Origin of the sequence: Ciceribacter thiooxidans, assembly GCF_014126615.1 — a bacterium.
In the GTDB taxonomy this organism is placed as follows: Bacteria; Pseudomonadota; Alphaproteobacteria; order Rhizobiales; family Rhizobiaceae; genus Allorhizobium; species Allorhizobium thiooxidans.
This window is the reverse complement of the sequence record NZ_CP059896.1, coordinates 3,410,926-3,425,675: the sequence shown is the minus strand read 5'-3', so window position 1 is coordinate 3,425,675 and position 14,750 is coordinate 3,410,926. Positions and strand designations below refer to the sequence as shown.

The following is a 14,750-nucleotide window of genomic DNA, read 5'->3' as shown; positions in this document are numbered from 1 at the left end:
TTCTTCAGGAATTCAAGAGGCTTTGACAGTGGCGAAAGCAGAACTTGGAACTAAGCGCACTTGCCCCGACACCGGCAAGAAATTCTACGATCTGAACAAGGATCCGATCGTATCCCCTTACACCGGCAAATCCTGGCCGTTGTCGTACTTCGAAGAAACCTCGGTTGCCTCGATCATGGAGAAGGCCGAGGAGGAGGAAGTAGCGGAAGTCGATACCGAAAATACGGATGTCGAGCTGGTTTCGCTCGAAGATGCTGACGACGCCAGTTCGGGCGATGATCTGCCGGATCTCGGCGATGACGACGTCGAACTCGGCGATGACGACGATGATGATACCTTCCTCGAAGCAGACGATGACGACGACGACGAGGACGTGACCGGCATCATCGGTGTAGCCGGCGACGACGACGACGTCTGATCATGGGGTTCCCGGCCCGGAGAGAAAAGTTTCCGGGCCGATCATTTTTCGGCTTGCCATCTTCCGAATCCGGAAGTAATAAGCCGCCACCTGCCGGGAAGCGAAGCCCGATGGGTTCCCGGAACCGGTAAATGCCGGACCCTCGATGGGGCTATAGCTCAGCTGGGAGAGCGCTTGCATGGCATGCAAGAGGTCAGCGGTTCGATCCCGCTTAGCTCCACCAAATTCCCCTTTCTCCATAAGTTGACTGAAGATTGGCGCCGAGTGCTGGTTGTCGAGTGCGCTCGCGTAAAGCCGGACAGCAATGCGTAGCCATTCCTCTTTGGCGTTGAGTAGGGGGACGAGAAAACGGCAAGCGCGCGAACAGTCGACTCTTCGTCGGCTAGCCGAGGAGCTCTCCTCTGCCTTCGCTTTGACTTCTGTCGATCTGGCACCAGTCTGTGATGCGTGCCACGTCGAACCGGGCCTCGCGGTCCTTCAGTTGGACGCGGAGTTTGCCTTCGTCGATGCCGAGCGGGATCCCGACATAAATTCGATTGTTCCCAGCTTCATCGAGAATGTCTATTGCGAAGCGCATCGAATCTCCGGACCGCTGCTTTCATATCTGAATCGCTTTATTCAGGCTATTTTCGCTTTGCTATCTTGAGCGAGGCTTATTGAGCCTTTCCTGTATTTGCGTTTTGCCAACAGCACACGAGTAACAGATCGATGTTTTTGTTTTCGAAGCTCTTCTGGATCGTCGCCCAGCCACTGTCGCTTGCTTTCCTTGCCGGTCTCGTCGGCACTGCCTGCACCGCGGTCCGCCGCCCGCGCGTGGCACTCATTTTTCTCGGTACGGCTCTGACGATTCTCTTCGTCACCCTCTATACCTCCGCTGGAACTGTGGCCCTGCAGAGGCTCGAAGCACATGTCCCGCGACCGGAGCAGGATCCTGCGCAGGTCAGCTGCATGGTCGTTCTGGGCGGTGCCTTCGAAACCGAGGTGACTACCGTTCGGGGTGGCACTGATCTCAACCAGGCGGCCGACCGATTTATTGAAGCATTGCGCCTTGCCTTGAAGTTTCCGCAGTCGCGTATCCTGGTGTCGGGAGGCGACGGCTCCTTTAGCGGTACGTATGAGGGTGACGCTGTCGCCGCCAGGCGGTTTTTTTCCCGATTCGGCATCAGTGAGAGTCGTTTGGTCAGCGAGACCTCCTCGCGAACGACGTTCGAAAATGTCGCCAACAGCAACCAATTGCTGGCCGACCCTGCGTTGCAGCAGTGTCTGCTCATCACCTCCGCCTTCCACATGCCGCGGGCCCTTGCACTGTTTCGCAAGGCGGGCATCGAGCTGACGCCGTGGCCGACCGACTATCGAACGAGCGGACGCGCCACCCTGCGGCTCGATTTCACCCAGCCGACGCTCAACGCCCAGCAAACGGCTACCGCAATGCGCGAGTGGATTGGTCTCTTCGCCTACTATCTGTCCGGACGAACGGCATCGGTGCTGCCGTGAACGCTTCGCGTGGCTATTTCCTGCTGATCGTTACGAACTTCGTTCCGCGCACCCGGACAGTCATCTCGCATGGGGCATTGTCGGTTCGCTCGCAGAAACGTGGATGCATCCTGAAGACAAAGACCATGTTGCCGAACCGCTTTATGAAGTCGTAACCGTAGACTTGGGCGGTTGCAATCAGCAGGTATCCGCCCTCCCTGACCTGGACGTAGAAATTGTGCGGGCAGCCGTCCTCGTTGCAGGCAGGTCCGCGTTCACCATCACAGGTGTACGCGCCATGATCGGAAATAGCATCAATGATGCCGTCGTTGTTGATGTCCAGCCGCCGGATGAAGTTCTGGTCGAATTCTGCGACCTTGCATTGTGAACGAAAGTGGTCTTTCTCGTAGATCTCGGGGTCACTGACGAGACTCTGCTGGGCGGTAGCAGCAAAAGGCGCGCCAAGCAGAAGCGCAGTTTGCAAGATGGCGAGCAGAAGTCGTTTCACGGCGATCGTCCGAACCAGTGGGAGGTTAGTCGACCGGCATGATGATACTCTTGGCTTGCGCCGCCCTGACTCGCGGTGAGACTCAGAAAGGCACCGGATGACGTTGCTCGGTTTTCTTGACTACGCGGGCGTGGCCGTGTTCGCTGCAACCGGTGCACTGTCAGCGTCACGCAAGGAACTCGATGTGATCGGGTTCCTGTTCCTCGCCGCGGTAACGGGCATCGGGGGAGGCACGTTGCGGGATGTCGTGCTCGGGAGCCTTCCGGTCTTCTGGGTGATCGATCCGGGATACATCCTGGTATGTGTGTCGATCGGCGCTTTGGTCTTCTTCACCGCACACCTTTTCGAATCGCGCTACCGCTTACTGATCTGGCTCGACGCCATCGGCCTTTCGGCTTACTGCGTCATGGGCGCAGCCAAGGGTCTCGCCGCCTCCGGCTCGCCGACCGTCGCGGTCGTCACCGGTACCCTGACCGCTGCGGCGGGCGGCATCTTGCGCGACATCATCGCGGGAGAACCCTCGGTTCTGCTTCGCCCCGAAATCTACGTCACGGCAGGTCTTGTCGGCGCCTGCGTATTTACAGGTGCGACGGTCGCCGGAGCACCCGTCTTCGTGGCGTCCGGGGCCGGCGCTCTCTCGGCGTTCGCGATTCGCGGCGGTGCCCTGCGTTTCGGCTGGGCATTTCCACGCTACAAGCCGCGGCCGGGCAGGTCGCCGGAGGATGTGTTGAGATGATGGAGGCCGGTTTGCGGACTACGCGCTTTTTTGCCGCAGCCGAATGACCACGTCAACATGACTGATCTCCAGCCCCTCGGGAGGTTCCGGGAGGTTGTCGATCACGATATTGCTCACCGGTATGTCGAGAACCTCGTTCTCGCCTTCGACGAAAAAGTGGTGGTGGTCGGAAATATTGGTGTCGAAGTAGGTCTTCGCGCTCTCGACAGCGAGCACGCGGATCAGCCCGGCTTCCGTGAACTGGTGCAGGGTGTTGTAAACGGTCGCAAGAGAGACGGGAACGTCTGCTGCAAGAGCTTCTTCATGCAATTCCTCGACCGTCAGGTGGCGATCACCCTTGGCGAAGAGCAGACTGGCGAGCGCAATGCGCTGGCGCGTGGGGCGAAGCCCAGAGCGACGCAATCTCGCTTCCGTTTCCTTGAGGCGTTCTGCCATCATGGAGTTGCTCTCCGGTTCTACTCGAATGCTGGTCTTCTCGACTAGCGATATAACTTCTAAGCGTGGGGCTTTCAATACTTCAGTGCAGGTGGACAGTGGCAAAACGCCGGAAATGCTGGATTTTCCTCCAATTGACTCTGGTCGCGTCGCGATGCTTCCTGTATGGCCACCTTTGAAATATGCGGCTTGAGGCGAGACCTGGGCCGCCAGATGGCGGGCCGTGGCCATTGTGGGACTTCATTTTGTCCCTATCTTGCTCTATGGGTCCAACATTCGCGCAAGCCTGGGGACGACGAAGAAGAATGAAACCGAGACAATCCAGCTACAATTACGAAGAAATCCTGTCCTGCGGTCGTGGCGAGCTTTTCGGCCCCGGCAACGCGCAACTCCCCCTGCCGCCGATGCTGATGGTTCACCGCATCACCGACATCTCCGAGACCGGCGGTGCGTTCGACAAGGGTTACATTCGCGCGGAATACGACGTCCATCCGGACGACTGGTATTTTCCGTGCCACTTCCAGGGCAATCCGATCATGCCCGGCTGCCTCGGTCTCGACGGCATGTGGCAGCTGACCGGCTTTTTCCTCGGCTGGCTGGGCGAGGAAGGCCGCGGCATGGCGCTCTCCACCGGTGAGGTGAAGTTCAAGGGTATGGTCCGCCCGCACACCAAGCTTCTGGAATACGGTATTGACTTCAAGCGGGTCATGCGTGGTCGCCTCGTGCTGGGGACCGCCGATGGCTGGCTGAAGGCGGATGGCGAGGTCATTTACCAGGCGACCGACCTTCGCGTAGGTTTGTCGAAGGATAAGACGGCCTGATCTCAGGCACGTTGAATTGTGATAACGAGAAGGTCTGTTGAGATGAGAAGGGTAGTTGTTACGGGTCTGGGTGTCGTTTCTTCCATCGGGAACGATGCCGCAGAGGTTACGGAATCCCTGCGCAATGCGAAGTCCGGAATCTCCTTCTCTCCCGACTTTGCCGAGTACGGTTTTCGTTGCCAGGTCTGGGGAAAGCCTACACTGGATCCGACCGACCTCGTCGACCGTCGCGCCATGCGCTTTCTCTCCCAGGGGGGAGCATGGAACCACGTCGCGATGAAGCAGGCGATCGCCGACTCGGGTTTGGACGAGTCCGACATCAGCGGTAACGAACGCACCGGCATTATCATGGGTTCGGGCGGTCCCTCCACCCGCACGATCGTCGAGGCGGCCGACATCACCCGCCAGAACAACAGCCCGAAGCGCATTGGCCCCTTCGCCGTGCCGAAGGCCATGTCCTCGACCGCTTCGGCAACGCTCGCCACCTGGTTCAAGATTCATGGGGTGAACTACTCGATCTCGTCAGCTTGCTCGACGTCGGCGCATTGCATCGGCAACGCAGCAGAAATGATCCAGTGGGGCAAGCAGGACGTGATGTTCGCCGGCGGCCACGAAGATCTCGACTGGACCATGTCGGACCTCTTCGACGCCATGGGCGCGATGTCTTCGAAGTTCAACGACACGCCCGCCAGCGCATCGCGTGCCTATGACGCCTCGCGCGACGGTTTCGTCATCGCCGGCGGGGCGGGTGTTCTCGTGCTTGAAGAGCTGGAACACGCCAAGGCCCGTGGCGCCAGGATCTACGCCGAAATCGTCGGTTACGGAGCGACCTCGGATGGCTACGACATGGTCGCGCCGTCGGGTGAAGGTGCCATCCGCTGCATGCGGCAGGCACTCTCGACGGTGAAGGGCGAGGTCGACTACATCAACACCCACGGCACGTCGACCCCGGTGGGTGACTCGAAGGAAATCGGCGCGATTCGTGAAGTGTTCGGGACGAAGATCCCTCATGTTCAGTCAACCAAATCCCTGACCGGCCATTCGCTCGGCGCCGCCGGCGTCCAGGAGTCGATCTACGGCCTGCTGATGATGCAGGAACGCTTTATCGGCGAGAGCGCGCACATCAGCGAGCTGGACCCGGAATTCGACGGCGTCCCGATCGTCCGCAAGCGGATCGACAACGCCAAGATCGACACAGTTCTGTCGAACTCCTTCGGCTTCGGTGGCACCAACGCCACGCTCGTGTTCCAGCGTTACAATGGATAACGGAATGATTGCCTCTATGCAGGGAAAACGCGGCCTTATCATGGGTGTCGCGAACAACCACTCTATCGCCTGGGGTATCGCCAAGGCGCTTGCCGGTGCCGGTGCGGAACTCGCTTTTACCTATCAGGGCGAAGCACTGGGCAAACGGGTGAAGCCGCTTGCTGCCGAACTTGGTTCGGATTTCCTTTTGCCTTGCGATGTGGAAGATCTCACTTCCGTAGACGCAGTCATAGCCGCCCTGAAGGAACGCTGGGGAAAGCTGGATTTCGTCGTTCACGCGATCGGCTTCTCCGACAAGAACGAGCTGAAAGGGCTTTACGCGGACACCTCGCGTGAAAACTTCGTCCGCACCATGGTCATTTCCTGCTTCTCGTTCACGGAGATTGCCAAGCGCGCTGCCGAGATCATGTCGGACGGCGGATCGATGCTGACGCTGACCTATGGTGGTTCGGTTCGCATCATGCCGAACTACAACGTCATGGGCGTCGCCAAGGCGGCGCTGGAGGCGTCCGTGCGCTATCTCGCCGGAGATTATGGTTCGCGCGGTATCCGCGTCAACGCCATCTCCGCCGGCCCTATCCGGACACTTGCCGGTGCCGGGATCGCCGATGCGCGAGCCATGCTTTCGTGGCAGCAGAAGAACTCGCCGCTTCGTCGGACGGTGACGATCGAGGACGTCGGCGGTTCCGCGCTCTACCTCCTGTCCGATTTGTCGCGTGGCGTGACCGGAGAGATTCATTACGTCGACTCCGGCTATAATATCACGTCGATGCCAACGGTCGAGTTTCTGAACAAGGCCGATACGGAGTAAACTTTCCGTAGAGTTAGAGCATAAGAAAGCCCGGCGCTGATCATCAGCGCCGGGCTCTTGTCATTTCTAGGCAACTCAGAGAGAGGCACTCTCTATTTCTTGGCCCACAGGACCTTGAAGCGAGCGTTGCGACAGGTCTCTCCATGTTCGCGGAAGTTCTCGCCGAGCGTCGTCTCGTAGGGAAGACCGCGGTTGGCGACGAGCATCAGCATCCCGCCGCCACGCAGCGCCTGACTGGCGGCGGTGATCAACGCCTTGCCGAGCGATGGTTCTGCGGCGTGCCCCTCGTGGAAGGGCGGGTTCATGATGACCAGGTCGTATTTCTCCTTGATCGGTTCACGCGCGAGATCCTGCCAGAAGAAGCGTGCAGTGACGCCTGGACAGTTCGCGGCCATGTTGGCCTTTGCGCATTCGAGTGCCTGGTAATCGGCCTCGAAGAGGTCGATACGGTTCACCCGTGGTGAGCGTTCTGCGAGCATGACGGAGAGATAGCCCCAACCGGCGCCCAGATCGGCGGCGTTGCCGTCGAAGTTTTCCGGCAGGCGTCCGGCGAGCAGTTCAGAACCGGCATCGATGCGATCGTGGGAAAACATGCCGGCGACGGTTTGAAAACGGTCGTCGACGGTCACCTGGGCAGCTTCGAGCGCGCTGACCGCCGCTGAGCGACCTTCAGGCACTTCGAACCACAGCGCGACACCGTGATATTTTGGCATGTGCTCCACGGCGAGGCCGAGAGCATCAAGACGTTTGCGCAGCGGTTGAATCCCGTCTTCCTTGCCGCCCGCCACAACCACGAGACCGCCGGTCTTTGTGCGCTTCAAGGCCTCGGCAACACGGTTCTCGTTCTCACCGCGATGCTTGCCGCAAAGAACCAGAGTTCCGTCATAGCCATCTCCCTCGGGCAGCGGCAGCGGCGCGGCGCCGGCGGCCTCCAGCTGCAGAAAGGCGGGACGCAACCCCTGCACGGCGACGAGCGTTGCCTCGAAGCCTTTCGGTGTGGCGATGCCGGCTTCGGCCCCGAGGAAGAGAAAGCGCTCTCCCGCCTGCGGCATCGCCAACACATTGGAAGCGAACGGGTGGAACAGTGTCTTCAGGGTATCGCGGCTCATGGCTCGGTCTTCTCTCTCGACGAACAAAAAAGGCGCGGAATTTCTCCCGCGCCTCGGTTTGGGAACAAAGCGTGCTTATTCAGCAGCCTCGCCTTCGTCCTTCTTCTTCTCGGCAACGATTTCCTTGCCGGTCGCCTGGTCAACGGCCTTCATCGACAGGCGGACCTTGCCGCGTTCGTCGAAGCCCATGAGCTTGACCCAGACCTTGTCGCCTTCCTTGACGACGTCCGTGGTCTTTGCGACGCGCTCGGAAGCGAGCTGCGAAATATGGACGAGACCGTCACGTGCGCCGAAGAAGTTGACGAATGCGCCGAAGTCCGCGGTCTTGACGACCGTGCCTTCATAGACCGCACCGACTTCCGGCTCTGCCACGATGGAGTGGATCCACTTGCGGGCGGCCTCGATCTCCTTGCCGGAGGACGAGGCGATCTTGACGGTGCCGTCGTCTTCGATGTTGATCTTGGCGCCGGTCTTTTCGACGATTTCGCGGATAACCTTGCCACCCGAACCGATGACTTCGCGGATCTTGTCGACCGGGATGTTCATCACCTCGATGCGCGGTGCGAATTCGCCGAGCTGGCCGCGGCTCTCGGTGATGGCCTTGGCCATCTCGCCGAGGATGTGCTTGCGACCACCCTGTGCCTGACCGAGTGCGACCTTCATGATCTCTTCGGTGATGCCGGCGATCTTGATGTCCATCTGCAGCGAGGTGATGCCGTCGGTCGTGCCGGCAACCTTGAAGTCCATGTCGCCGAGGTGGTCTTCGTCACCGAGAATGTCGGAGAGAACGGCAAAGCGCTCGCCTTCCAGGATCAGGCCCATGGCGATACCGGCAACGGGCTTCGCCAGCGGAACACCGGCGTCCATGAGAGCGAGCGAAGTGCCGCAGACGGTCGCCATCGAGGAGGAACCGTTCGATTCTGTGATCTCGGAAACCACGCGCAGCGTGTAGGGGAACTGTTCGGCGGTCGGCAGCATCGGACGAATGGCGCGCCATGCGAGCTTGCCGTGACCGATTTCGCGACGACCCGGGGAGCCCATGCGGCCCGTTTCACCGACAGAGTAGGGCGGGAAGTTGTAGTGCAGCAGGAAGCGTTCCTTGTACATGCCGGTCAGCGAGTCGACATACTGCTCGTCTTCGCCGGTGCCGAGCGTGGCAACGACGATCGCCTGAGTCTCGCCGCGCGTGAAGAGCGCCGAACCATGCGTGCGCGGCAGGATGCCGACTTCCGATACGATGGCGCGAACCGTTTCCAGATCACGGCCGTCGATGCGGCTCTTGGTGTCGAGGATGTTCCAGCGAACGATCTTCGCCTGCAGGTGCTTGAAGACGGCGCCGATGACTTCGTTCGAATACTTCGGCTCTTCACCTTCGGGGAAGAAGTGTGCCTTCACCTTGGCCTTGACGGCGTCGACAGCGGCGTAGCGCTCGGCCTTCTGCGTGATCTTGTAGGCGTCACGCAGTTCAGCTTCGGCGATCGAAAGCATTTCGGTCTCGAGAGCGGAATGATCTTCCGGTTCGAATTCGCGCGGCTCCTTTGCGGCAACTTCGGCGAGCTTGATGATCGCATCGATGACCGGCTGGAAGCCGCGGTGACCGAACATGACCGCGCCGAGCATGACGTCTTCCGGCAATTCCTTGGCTTCGGATTCGACCATGAGAACGGCGTCCGAGGTCCCGGCGACGACGAGGTCGAGGCTCGATTCATCCATCTCGTCGAGGTGCGGGTTCAGCACGTATTCGCCGTTGATGTAACCGACGCGGGCGCCGCCGACCGGACCCATGAAGGGGACGCCGGAGAGCGTCAGGGCCGCCGAGGTGGCAACCATCGACAGGATGTCCGGATTGTTTTCAAGGTCGTGCTGGATGACTGTGACGACGACCTGGGTGTCGTTCTTGTAGCCTTCCGGGAACAGCGGGCGGATCGGACGGTCGATCAGGCGCGAAACCAGCGTTTCATTTTCCGACGGACGACCTTCGCGCTTGAAGTAGCCACCCGGGATCTTGCCGGCGGCGTAGGTTTTTTCCTGGTAGTTAACGGTGAGCGGGAAGAAGTCCTGGCCCGCCTTCGGCGCCTTGGCCGAAACGACGGTGGCGAGAACGACGGTCTCGCCGTAGGTGGCGAGAACGGCACCGTCGGCCTGACGGGCGATCTTGCCGGTTTCCAGCTTCAGCGGGCGGCCTGCCCACTCGATTTCTACGCTGTGAATGTCAAACATTGTCTTTTCCTTCTCCGCGGGGACGCAGCGCTCATGTTCCGTCTTGCGAAACAGGCCGTCGCGGCGCGGAATGCTGACGTATCACGGGCAAGACAGCAGGAAGCTTTTCAGATGGAGCATGGCGTCTGCGGTACGAGGTTCCGCGCCATCACGCCCCGCGCGCTCTCGAAGCCAAGGCCTCATTGCGCGTGCCAGATCGTCCTGGCAAAAGCACCCGGCAATCCTGCCCCATGACAGGTCATCGGTTGGTTCTGGCGACGCCGGCCCATCCGGCTCGCCCTATGTTGCGGCCCGGGAGCTTTCGCTCCGGCAGAGCCTTCAGGACAGATGTCCCGATAGAAAGCCGGCGGACCTCCGGAAGGAGGTCCGCCGGAACACGTTAGCGGCGAATGCCCAGGCTCGTGATGAGCTTCGTGTAGCGGCCTTCGTCCTTCTTCTTGAGGTAGTCAAGAAGCGAGCGGCGGCTCGACACCATCGTCAAGAGGCCACGGCGGGAATGGTTATCCTTCTTGTGGCCCTTGAAGTGCTCCGTCAGGTTGTTGATCCGCTCGGTCAGGATCGCAACCTGGACTTCCGGAGAACCGGTGTCGCCTTCGACGGTTGCGTATTCCTTGATGAGGGCAGCCTTGCGCTCTGCAGTAATCGACATCGCAGTATCCTTTCAATGTCAGGAGAGAAGACGCCAAATGCCGAGATGTCGTCCAGCATTGGCCACGAAAAGCAGGTGGACGGACCGCCATGCTGGCGCTGCCTATAAACCATTCAGGTCAAAATTGGAAGCGCTGATTGCAAAGCGCCGTCTCAGCTGAAAACCCGCCGCGGATGGAACTCTCCACCGGCAATCTCGCCGATCGCGACAAGCTTTCCGGCGACGAGCGCAACGGCTTCCGGTTCCGCAACGGGCGCATCGCGACCACGCAGGATGATCGGATTGCCCATGCGAAGGCGATGCGCCTGATCGTCGCTCACCCTGATCTGCGGCAAGGCGGCGAGCGCTTCGCCGGTATCGATCAAAAATTCGTCCAGCGCCGCCAGCCGCTCGTCGCGGTCCTCGATCTTTTCCAGCGCGACGAGGTCCGCCAGAGGCACCATGGTCTCCTCGGAAAACGGGGCGACATAGGTGCGTCGAAGGAGCGAGATATGGCCAAAGCAACCGAGGTCGCGGCCGAAATCGCGGGCCAAGGACCGGACATAGGTGCCCTTGCCGCACTCCACCTCGAAATGCGCATGGTCCTTCTCGGACCGGAGCAGTGTCAGGCGATGAACCTCGACCTCACGCGAGGGAATGTCGACGGTCTCTCCGTCACGGGCGAGGTCATAGGCGCGTTCGCCGGCGATCTTGATCGCCGAGAATTGCGGGGGCACCTGTGAAATAACGCCGGTATACCGTGGCAGCAGCGCCCGTATCTCCTCCTCCGTCGGCCGATCCGGCGATGTTTGGGTCGCCTCGCCTTCGAGATCGTCGGTGGAGCGTTCTTCGCCCCAGGTAACGGTGAATTCATAGATCTTCCGGCCGTCCATGACATAAGGGACGGTCTTTGTCGCGTCGCCGAGCGCGATCGGAAGCATGCCCGAGGCGAGCGGATCGAGCGTGCCGGCGTGGCCGGCCTTCTGGGCGTTGAACAACCACTTGATCTTGGAAACCGCTTCCGTTGAACCGAAATCGGCGGGCTTGTCGAGGATCAGCCAGCCCGAAACGGGGCGGCCCTTTGGCTTGCGTGGTTTGGACATGCGTCTCTATTCTTGTTCGTCGTCTCGGTCGGCGTCGAGGTCGCGGCTGACCTCGGGCGAGCGCAGCAGCGCATCGATCTTCTGGTAGTTGTCGAAACTGGTATCGTCCCGGAAGCGGACTTCCGGCATGTATTTCATCTGCCGCAATTGCGGGCCGAGACGACCGCGGATGTACTTCGCATTGCGGTTCAGCGCATCGATGACTGCATCGTGGTCCGGGACGCCAAGCGGTGTCACATAGGCCGTGGCAATTTTCAGGTCCGGCGACATGCGGACCTCGGAAATGGAGATCACCGTCTTTTCAATCAGCGGATCGCGGACTTCGCCGCGCTGCAGCACTTGCGTGATCGCTGCGCGTACCTGTTCACCGACGCGCAGCATGCGCTGAGATGGAGCGGAAGAGGTTGGTCTGGTCATTATCGTACTGCCTTAAACAAAGCGAGCGCCGGATCGCCGGCGCCCGCAACTTGTTCGGATTGTGATCGCCGGCCTTAGAGCGTGCGCGTAACGTGTTCCACGCGGAAACACTCGATAACGTCTCCGGCCCGGATATCCTCGTAATTCTCGAAGGCCATGCCGCATTCCTGCCCGACAGGCACTTCCGAGACTTCGTCCTTGAAGCGCTTGAGCGTCTTGAGCTTGCCTTCGTGAATGACAACGTTGTCGCGCACCAGGCGAACACCTGCGCCACGCTCGACCTTGCCTTCGGTAACGCGGCAACCAGCGACCTTGCCAACCTTGGTGATGTTGAAGACCTCGAGGATCTCCGCATTGCCGAGGAAGGTTTCGCGCCGTTCCGGCGAGAGCAGGCCCGACATCGCCGCCTTCACGTCATCCACCAGGTCGTAGATGATGTTGTAGTAGCGGATTTCGATACCGCCGCGTTCAGCCGCCTGGCGGGCTTGCGCGTTTGCGCGGACGTTGAAGCCTATGATAGCCGCGTTCGACGCCTCGGCAAGCGAGATGTCGGATTCGGTGACGCCGCCGACCGCCGAGTGGACGATGCGCGCACGAACTTCCTCGGTTCCGAGCTTCTCCAGTGCGCCGGCAATCGCTTCGATCGAACCCTGCACGTCGCCCTTGATGACCAGCGGAAACTCCTTCATTCCGGAGGTCTGAAGCTGGCTCATCATCTGTTCGAGCGAACCGCGAGAGCCGGACTGGCGAGCTGCCGCCTTGTCTCGAGCCAGACGCAGACGGTATTCCGAGATTTCACGGGCGCGGGCCTCGTTCTCGACGACGGCGAACTTGTCGCCGGCTGCCGGCGTGCCAGAAAGACCGAGAACCTCGACCGGCATGGCCGGACCGGCTTCCTTGACGTGGTCGCCCTTGTCGTTGACGAGCGCGCGCACGCGTCCCCACTGGTCGCCGGCGACGATGATCTGGCCGGGGCGAAGTGTACCCTTCTGCACGAGGACAGTCGCGACGGCGCCGCGACCACGGTCGAGCTCGGCCTCGATGACCGTTCCTTCCGCCGTGCGGTTCGGATTGGCCTTGAGGTCGAGGATTTCGGCCTGGAGAAGGATGGCTTCGAGCAGCTTGTCGAGATTGGTGCCGTTCTTCGCCGAAACCTCGACGTCGAGAACTTCACCGCCCATGGACTCGACGAAGACTTCATGCTGCAGCAGTTCCGTGCGGACCTTCTGCGGGTTTGCCGTCGGCTTGTCGACCTTGTTGATCGCCACGATGATCGGAACACCGGCCGCTTTCGCGTGGTTGATCGACTCGATCGTCTGCGGCATCACGCTGTCGTCGGCCGCAACCACCAGGATCGCGATGTCGGTCGCCTGAGCGCCGCGAGCACGCATCGCCGTGAAGGCGGCGTGGCCGGGCGTGTCGATGAAGGTAATCTTCTGACCGTTCTGTTCGACCTGATAGGCACCGATATGCTGGGTGATACCCCCGGCTTCGCCGGCTACCACGTTGGCGTTGCGGATGGCGTCGAGCAGCGAAGTCTTGCCGTGGTCGACGTGACCCATGATCGTGACGACCGGCGGACGTGACAGCAGTTCGCCTTCCTCGTCGGCAACGTTGAAGATGCCTTCCTCAACGTCGGACTCCGAGACGCGCTTGACGGTATGGCCGAATTCCGTCGCGATGATTTCAGCCAGGTCGGCGTCGATGACGTCGCCGGGCTTCATCATCTGGCCTTCCTTCATCAGGTACTTGATGACGTCAACGGCACGTTCGGACATGCGCTGCGACAGTTCCTGAATGGTAATGGTTTCAGGGAGAACGACCTCACGCACGATCTTTTCGCGCGGTTCCTGCATTTGGCTGCGACGGAACTTTTCCTGGCGACGGCGCATCGACGCCAGCGAGCGGCCACGCGACGGCGCGCCTTCTTCATCGACGGCGGCGCTGGTCACCGTCAGCTTGCCGCGCCGACGATCCTCTTCACCCTTCGGACGGGCCGGAACCTTCGCCGGTGCCGGCGCCGCAACCTTGCCGCGCGCCGGACCACGAGCGGCATTGCGTTCTTCTTCCTCTTCTTGCTCCTTGCGGCCGCGGCCGAAAACCGGAGCAGAAGGCGTTGCGGGGCGCGGAACCGGACGGGTCTCGGCAGGGCGCACGGGGGCTGCTGCCGCCGGCGCCGGAGCTTCGGCTTCCTGAGCCTGCGCCCCTTCTTCTTCCTTTACTTCCGTCGCGCGCCGTTCAGCATCCTCGGCAGCGCGCAGGGCAGCCGCTTCAGCTTCCACTCTGCGACGCTCTTCATCGATAGCACGCTGCTTGGCTTCTTCGACTTCACGCGCTTGTGCTTCCACGAGCGCGCGGCGGCGCGCTTCCATTTCGCCGGCGGACAGATCGTGCAGCACGGCGCCGCGCGGGCGCTCCTGACGGACAGGTTGCTGCGCCTGCGGCGCCCGCTGCTGCGGCGCGCTCGGCTGATGAACGCGCGGAGCAGGCGTGGCCGGCCGCTGGGGCACCGGTGCCGGCGCAGGCTCGGCGGGACGGGCCTGCTGCGAAACCGGGGCCGGAGCCTTCTCGTCCTCAGGACGGGCCAGGCGCCGTTTGCGCGTCTCCACCACAACCGCCTTGGTGCGACCGCGACCGATATCTTGACGCACGGTGCCTTGGCTCACGCCTGAGGGTTTCAGGGTGAGAGTCTTCTTGCCCGTTACGCTGAGTGTCTTGTCGTCTTTGTTGTCGGTCATTCCGTTCCCGTTCCTTCGAGCGTGGCCGGATGCCGTGCATCGACCGCGCCGCTCAATTCCTGTTCAT

General features: G+C 61.1%; 15 protein-coding genes and 1 tRNA gene. 7 read left to right on the top strand and 9 right to left on the bottom strand.

Annotated elements, in window-relative coordinates; genetic code table 11:
- Positions 1 to 28 precede the first annotated feature (28 nt).
- The gene (locus H4I97_RS17005) at positions 29 to 418 is read left to right on the top strand and encodes a TIGR02300 family protein (protein WP_182305782.1); all 390 of its coding nucleotides are present in this window, start codon (positions 29 to 31) and stop codon (positions 416 to 418) included.
- Positions 419 to 565: 147 nt separating this feature from the next.
- A tRNA-Ala gene (locus H4I97_RS17000) sits at positions 566 to 641 on the top strand.
- 159 nt (positions 642 to 800) lie between these two features.
- Here the strand turns inward: H4I97_RS17000 and H4I97_RS16995 are convergent.
- The gene (locus H4I97_RS16995; RefSeq protein WP_182305781.1) at positions 801 to 995 is read right to left on the bottom strand and encodes a hypothetical protein; all 195 of its coding nucleotides are present in this window, start codon (positions 993 to 995) and stop codon (positions 801 to 803) included.
- A 131-nt stretch (positions 996 to 1,126) separates the two neighbouring features.
- Between H4I97_RS16995 and H4I97_RS16990 the strand changes: the two genes are divergently transcribed.
- On the top strand, positions 1,127 to 1,912 hold the full coding sequence (locus tag H4I97_RS16990) for a YdcF family protein (RefSeq protein ID WP_182305780.1): 786 nt from the start codon (positions 1,127 to 1,129) through the stop codon (positions 1,910 to 1,912).
- A 13-nt stretch (positions 1,913 to 1,925) separates the two neighbouring features.
- On the opposite strand, the gene H4I97_RS16985 is transcribed toward H4I97_RS16990, so the two are convergent.
- Positions 1,926 to 2,399 carry a hypothetical protein gene (locus H4I97_RS16985; protein ID WP_182305779.1) on the bottom strand — a complete coding sequence of 158 codons (474 nt, stop codon included), beginning with the start codon at positions 2,397 to 2,399 and terminating at the stop codon, positions 1,926 to 1,928.
- 97 nt (positions 2,400 to 2,496) lie between these two features.
- Between H4I97_RS16985 and H4I97_RS16980 the strand changes: the two genes are divergently transcribed.
- Positions 2,497 to 3,135 (top strand): trimeric intracellular cation channel family protein, encoded by a 639-nt coding sequence (locus H4I97_RS16980; RefSeq protein WP_182305778.1) that lies wholly within the window; start codon positions 2,497 to 2,499, stop codon positions 3,133 to 3,135.
- Between the two features lie 18 nt (positions 3,136 to 3,153).
- Here the strand turns inward: H4I97_RS16980 and irrA are convergent, their stop codons facing one another.
- Complete coding sequence (gene irrA / locus H4I97_RS16975) at positions 3,154 to 3,573, bottom strand: iron response transcriptional regulator IrrA (protein WP_182307696.1); 420 nt, start codon at positions 3,571 to 3,573, stop codon at positions 3,154 to 3,156.
- Positions 3,574 to 3,875: 302 nt separating this feature from the next.
- On the opposite strand from irrA, the gene fabA reads away from it, so the two are divergent.
- The 3 genes from fabA to fabI are packed head-to-tail and all read left to right on the top strand — an operon-like array spanning position 3,876 to position 6,468.
- Positions 3,876 to 4,391, top strand: a complete 516-nt coding sequence (fabA, locus tag H4I97_RS16970; RefSeq protein ID WP_182305777.1) for a 3-hydroxyacyl-[acyl-carrier-protein] dehydratase FabA — start codon at positions 3,876 to 3,878, stop codon at positions 4,389 to 4,391.
- 42 nt (positions 4,392 to 4,433) lie between these two features.
- Positions 4,434 to 5,657, top strand: coding sequence for a beta-ketoacyl-ACP synthase I (gene fabB / locus H4I97_RS16965; RefSeq protein ID WP_182305776.1), 1,224 nt, complete (start codon positions 4,434 to 4,436; stop codon positions 5,655 to 5,657).
- A 4-nt stretch (positions 5,658 to 5,661) separates the two neighbouring features.
- Positions 5,662 to 6,468, top strand: coding sequence for an enoyl-ACP reductase FabI (gene fabI / locus H4I97_RS16960; protein WP_182305775.1), 807 nt, complete (start codon positions 5,662 to 5,664; stop codon positions 6,466 to 6,468).
- Between the two features lie 92 nt (positions 6,469 to 6,560).
- On the opposite strand, the gene H4I97_RS16955 is transcribed toward fabI, so the two are convergent.
- The 6 genes from H4I97_RS16955 to infB form a co-directional block, all read right to left on the bottom strand.
- The gene (locus tag H4I97_RS16955; RefSeq protein ID WP_182305774.1) at positions 6,561 to 7,577 is read right to left on the bottom strand and encodes a class I SAM-dependent methyltransferase; all 1,017 of its coding nucleotides are present in this window, start codon (positions 7,575 to 7,577) and stop codon (positions 6,561 to 6,563) included.
- A 75-nt stretch (positions 7,578 to 7,652) separates the two neighbouring features.
- Complete coding sequence (gene pnp, locus H4I97_RS16950; protein WP_182305773.1) at positions 7,653 to 9,797, bottom strand: polyribonucleotide nucleotidyltransferase; 2,145 nt, start codon at positions 9,795 to 9,797, stop codon at positions 7,653 to 7,655.
- Positions 9,798 to 10,176: 379 nt separating this feature from the next.
- Positions 10,177 to 10,446: a 30S ribosomal protein S15 gene (gene rpsO / locus H4I97_RS16945; protein ID WP_112795577.1), complete on the bottom strand. Its 270-nt coding sequence runs from the start codon at positions 10,444 to 10,446 to the stop codon at positions 10,177 to 10,179.
- Between the two features lie 152 nt (positions 10,447 to 10,598).
- Positions 10,599 to 11,528: a tRNA pseudouridine(55) synthase TruB gene (gene truB, locus H4I97_RS16940; RefSeq protein ID WP_182305772.1), complete on the bottom strand. Its 930-nt coding sequence runs from the start codon at positions 11,526 to 11,528 to the stop codon at positions 10,599 to 10,601.
- A 6-nt stretch (positions 11,529 to 11,534) separates the two neighbouring features.
- Positions 11,535 to 11,945: a 30S ribosome-binding factor RbfA gene (gene rbfA / locus H4I97_RS16935; RefSeq protein ID WP_129333069.1), complete on the bottom strand. Its 411-nt coding sequence runs from the start codon at positions 11,943 to 11,945 to the stop codon at positions 11,535 to 11,537.
- Positions 11,946 to 12,019: 74 nt separating this feature from the next.
- Positions 12,020 to 14,683 (bottom strand): translation initiation factor IF-2, encoded by a 2,664-nt coding sequence (gene infB / locus H4I97_RS16930; protein ID WP_182305771.1) that lies wholly within the window; start codon positions 14,681 to 14,683, stop codon positions 12,020 to 12,022.
- Between the last annotated feature and the right edge of the window lie 67 nt (positions 14,684 to 14,750).

What these genes read in the sequence shown, in the direction of transcription:
- H4I97_RS16995 (WP_182305781.1), bottom strand. Translation starts at nt 995, where the DNA reads ATGCGCTTCGCAATAGACATTCTCGATGAAGCTGGGAACAATCGAATT.
- H4I97_RS16990 (WP_182305780.1), top strand. Translation starts at nt 1,127, where the DNA reads ATGTTTTTGTTTTCGAAGCTCTTCTGGATCGTCGCCCAGCCACTGTCG.
- H4I97_RS16980 (WP_182305778.1), top strand. Translation starts at nt 2,497, where the DNA reads ATGACGTTGCTCGGTTTTCTTGACTACGCGGGCGTGGCCGTGTTCGCT.
- irrA (WP_182307696.1), bottom strand. Translation starts at nt 3,573, where the DNA reads ATGATGGCAGAACGCCTCAAGGAAACGGAAGCGAGATTGCGTCGCTCT.
- fabA (WP_182305777.1), top strand. Translation starts at nt 3,876, where the DNA reads ATGAAACCGAGACAATCCAGCTACAATTACGAAGAAATCCTGTCCTGC.
- fabB (WP_182305776.1), top strand. Translation starts at nt 4,434, where the DNA reads ATGAGAAGGGTAGTTGTTACGGGTCTGGGTGTCGTTTCTTCCATCGGG.
- fabI (WP_182305775.1), top strand. Translation starts at nt 5,662, where the DNA reads ATGATTGCCTCTATGCAGGGAAAACGCGGCCTTATCATGGGTGTCGCG.
- H4I97_RS16955 (WP_182305774.1), bottom strand. Translation starts at nt 7,577, where the DNA reads ATGAGCCGCGATACCCTGAAGACACTGTTCCACCCGTTCGCTTCCAAT.
- pnp (WP_182305773.1), bottom strand. Translation starts at nt 9,797, where the DNA reads ATGTTTGACATTCACAGCGTAGAAATCGAGTGGGCAGGCCGCCCGCTG.
- rpsO (WP_112795577.1), bottom strand. Translation starts at nt 10,446, where the DNA reads ATGTCGATTACTGCAGAGCGCAAGGCTGCCCTCATCAAGGAATACGCA.
- truB (WP_182305772.1), bottom strand. Translation starts at nt 11,528, where the DNA reads ATGTCCAAACCACGCAAGCCAAAGGGCCGCCCCGTTTCGGGCTGGCTG.
- rbfA (WP_129333069.1), bottom strand. Translation starts at nt 11,945, where the DNA reads ATGACCAGACCAACCTCTTCCGCTCCATCTCAGCGCATGCTGCGCGTC.
- infB (WP_182305771.1), bottom strand. Translation starts at nt 14,683, where the DNA reads ATGACCGACAACAAAGACGACAAGACACTCAGCGTAACGGGCAAGAAG.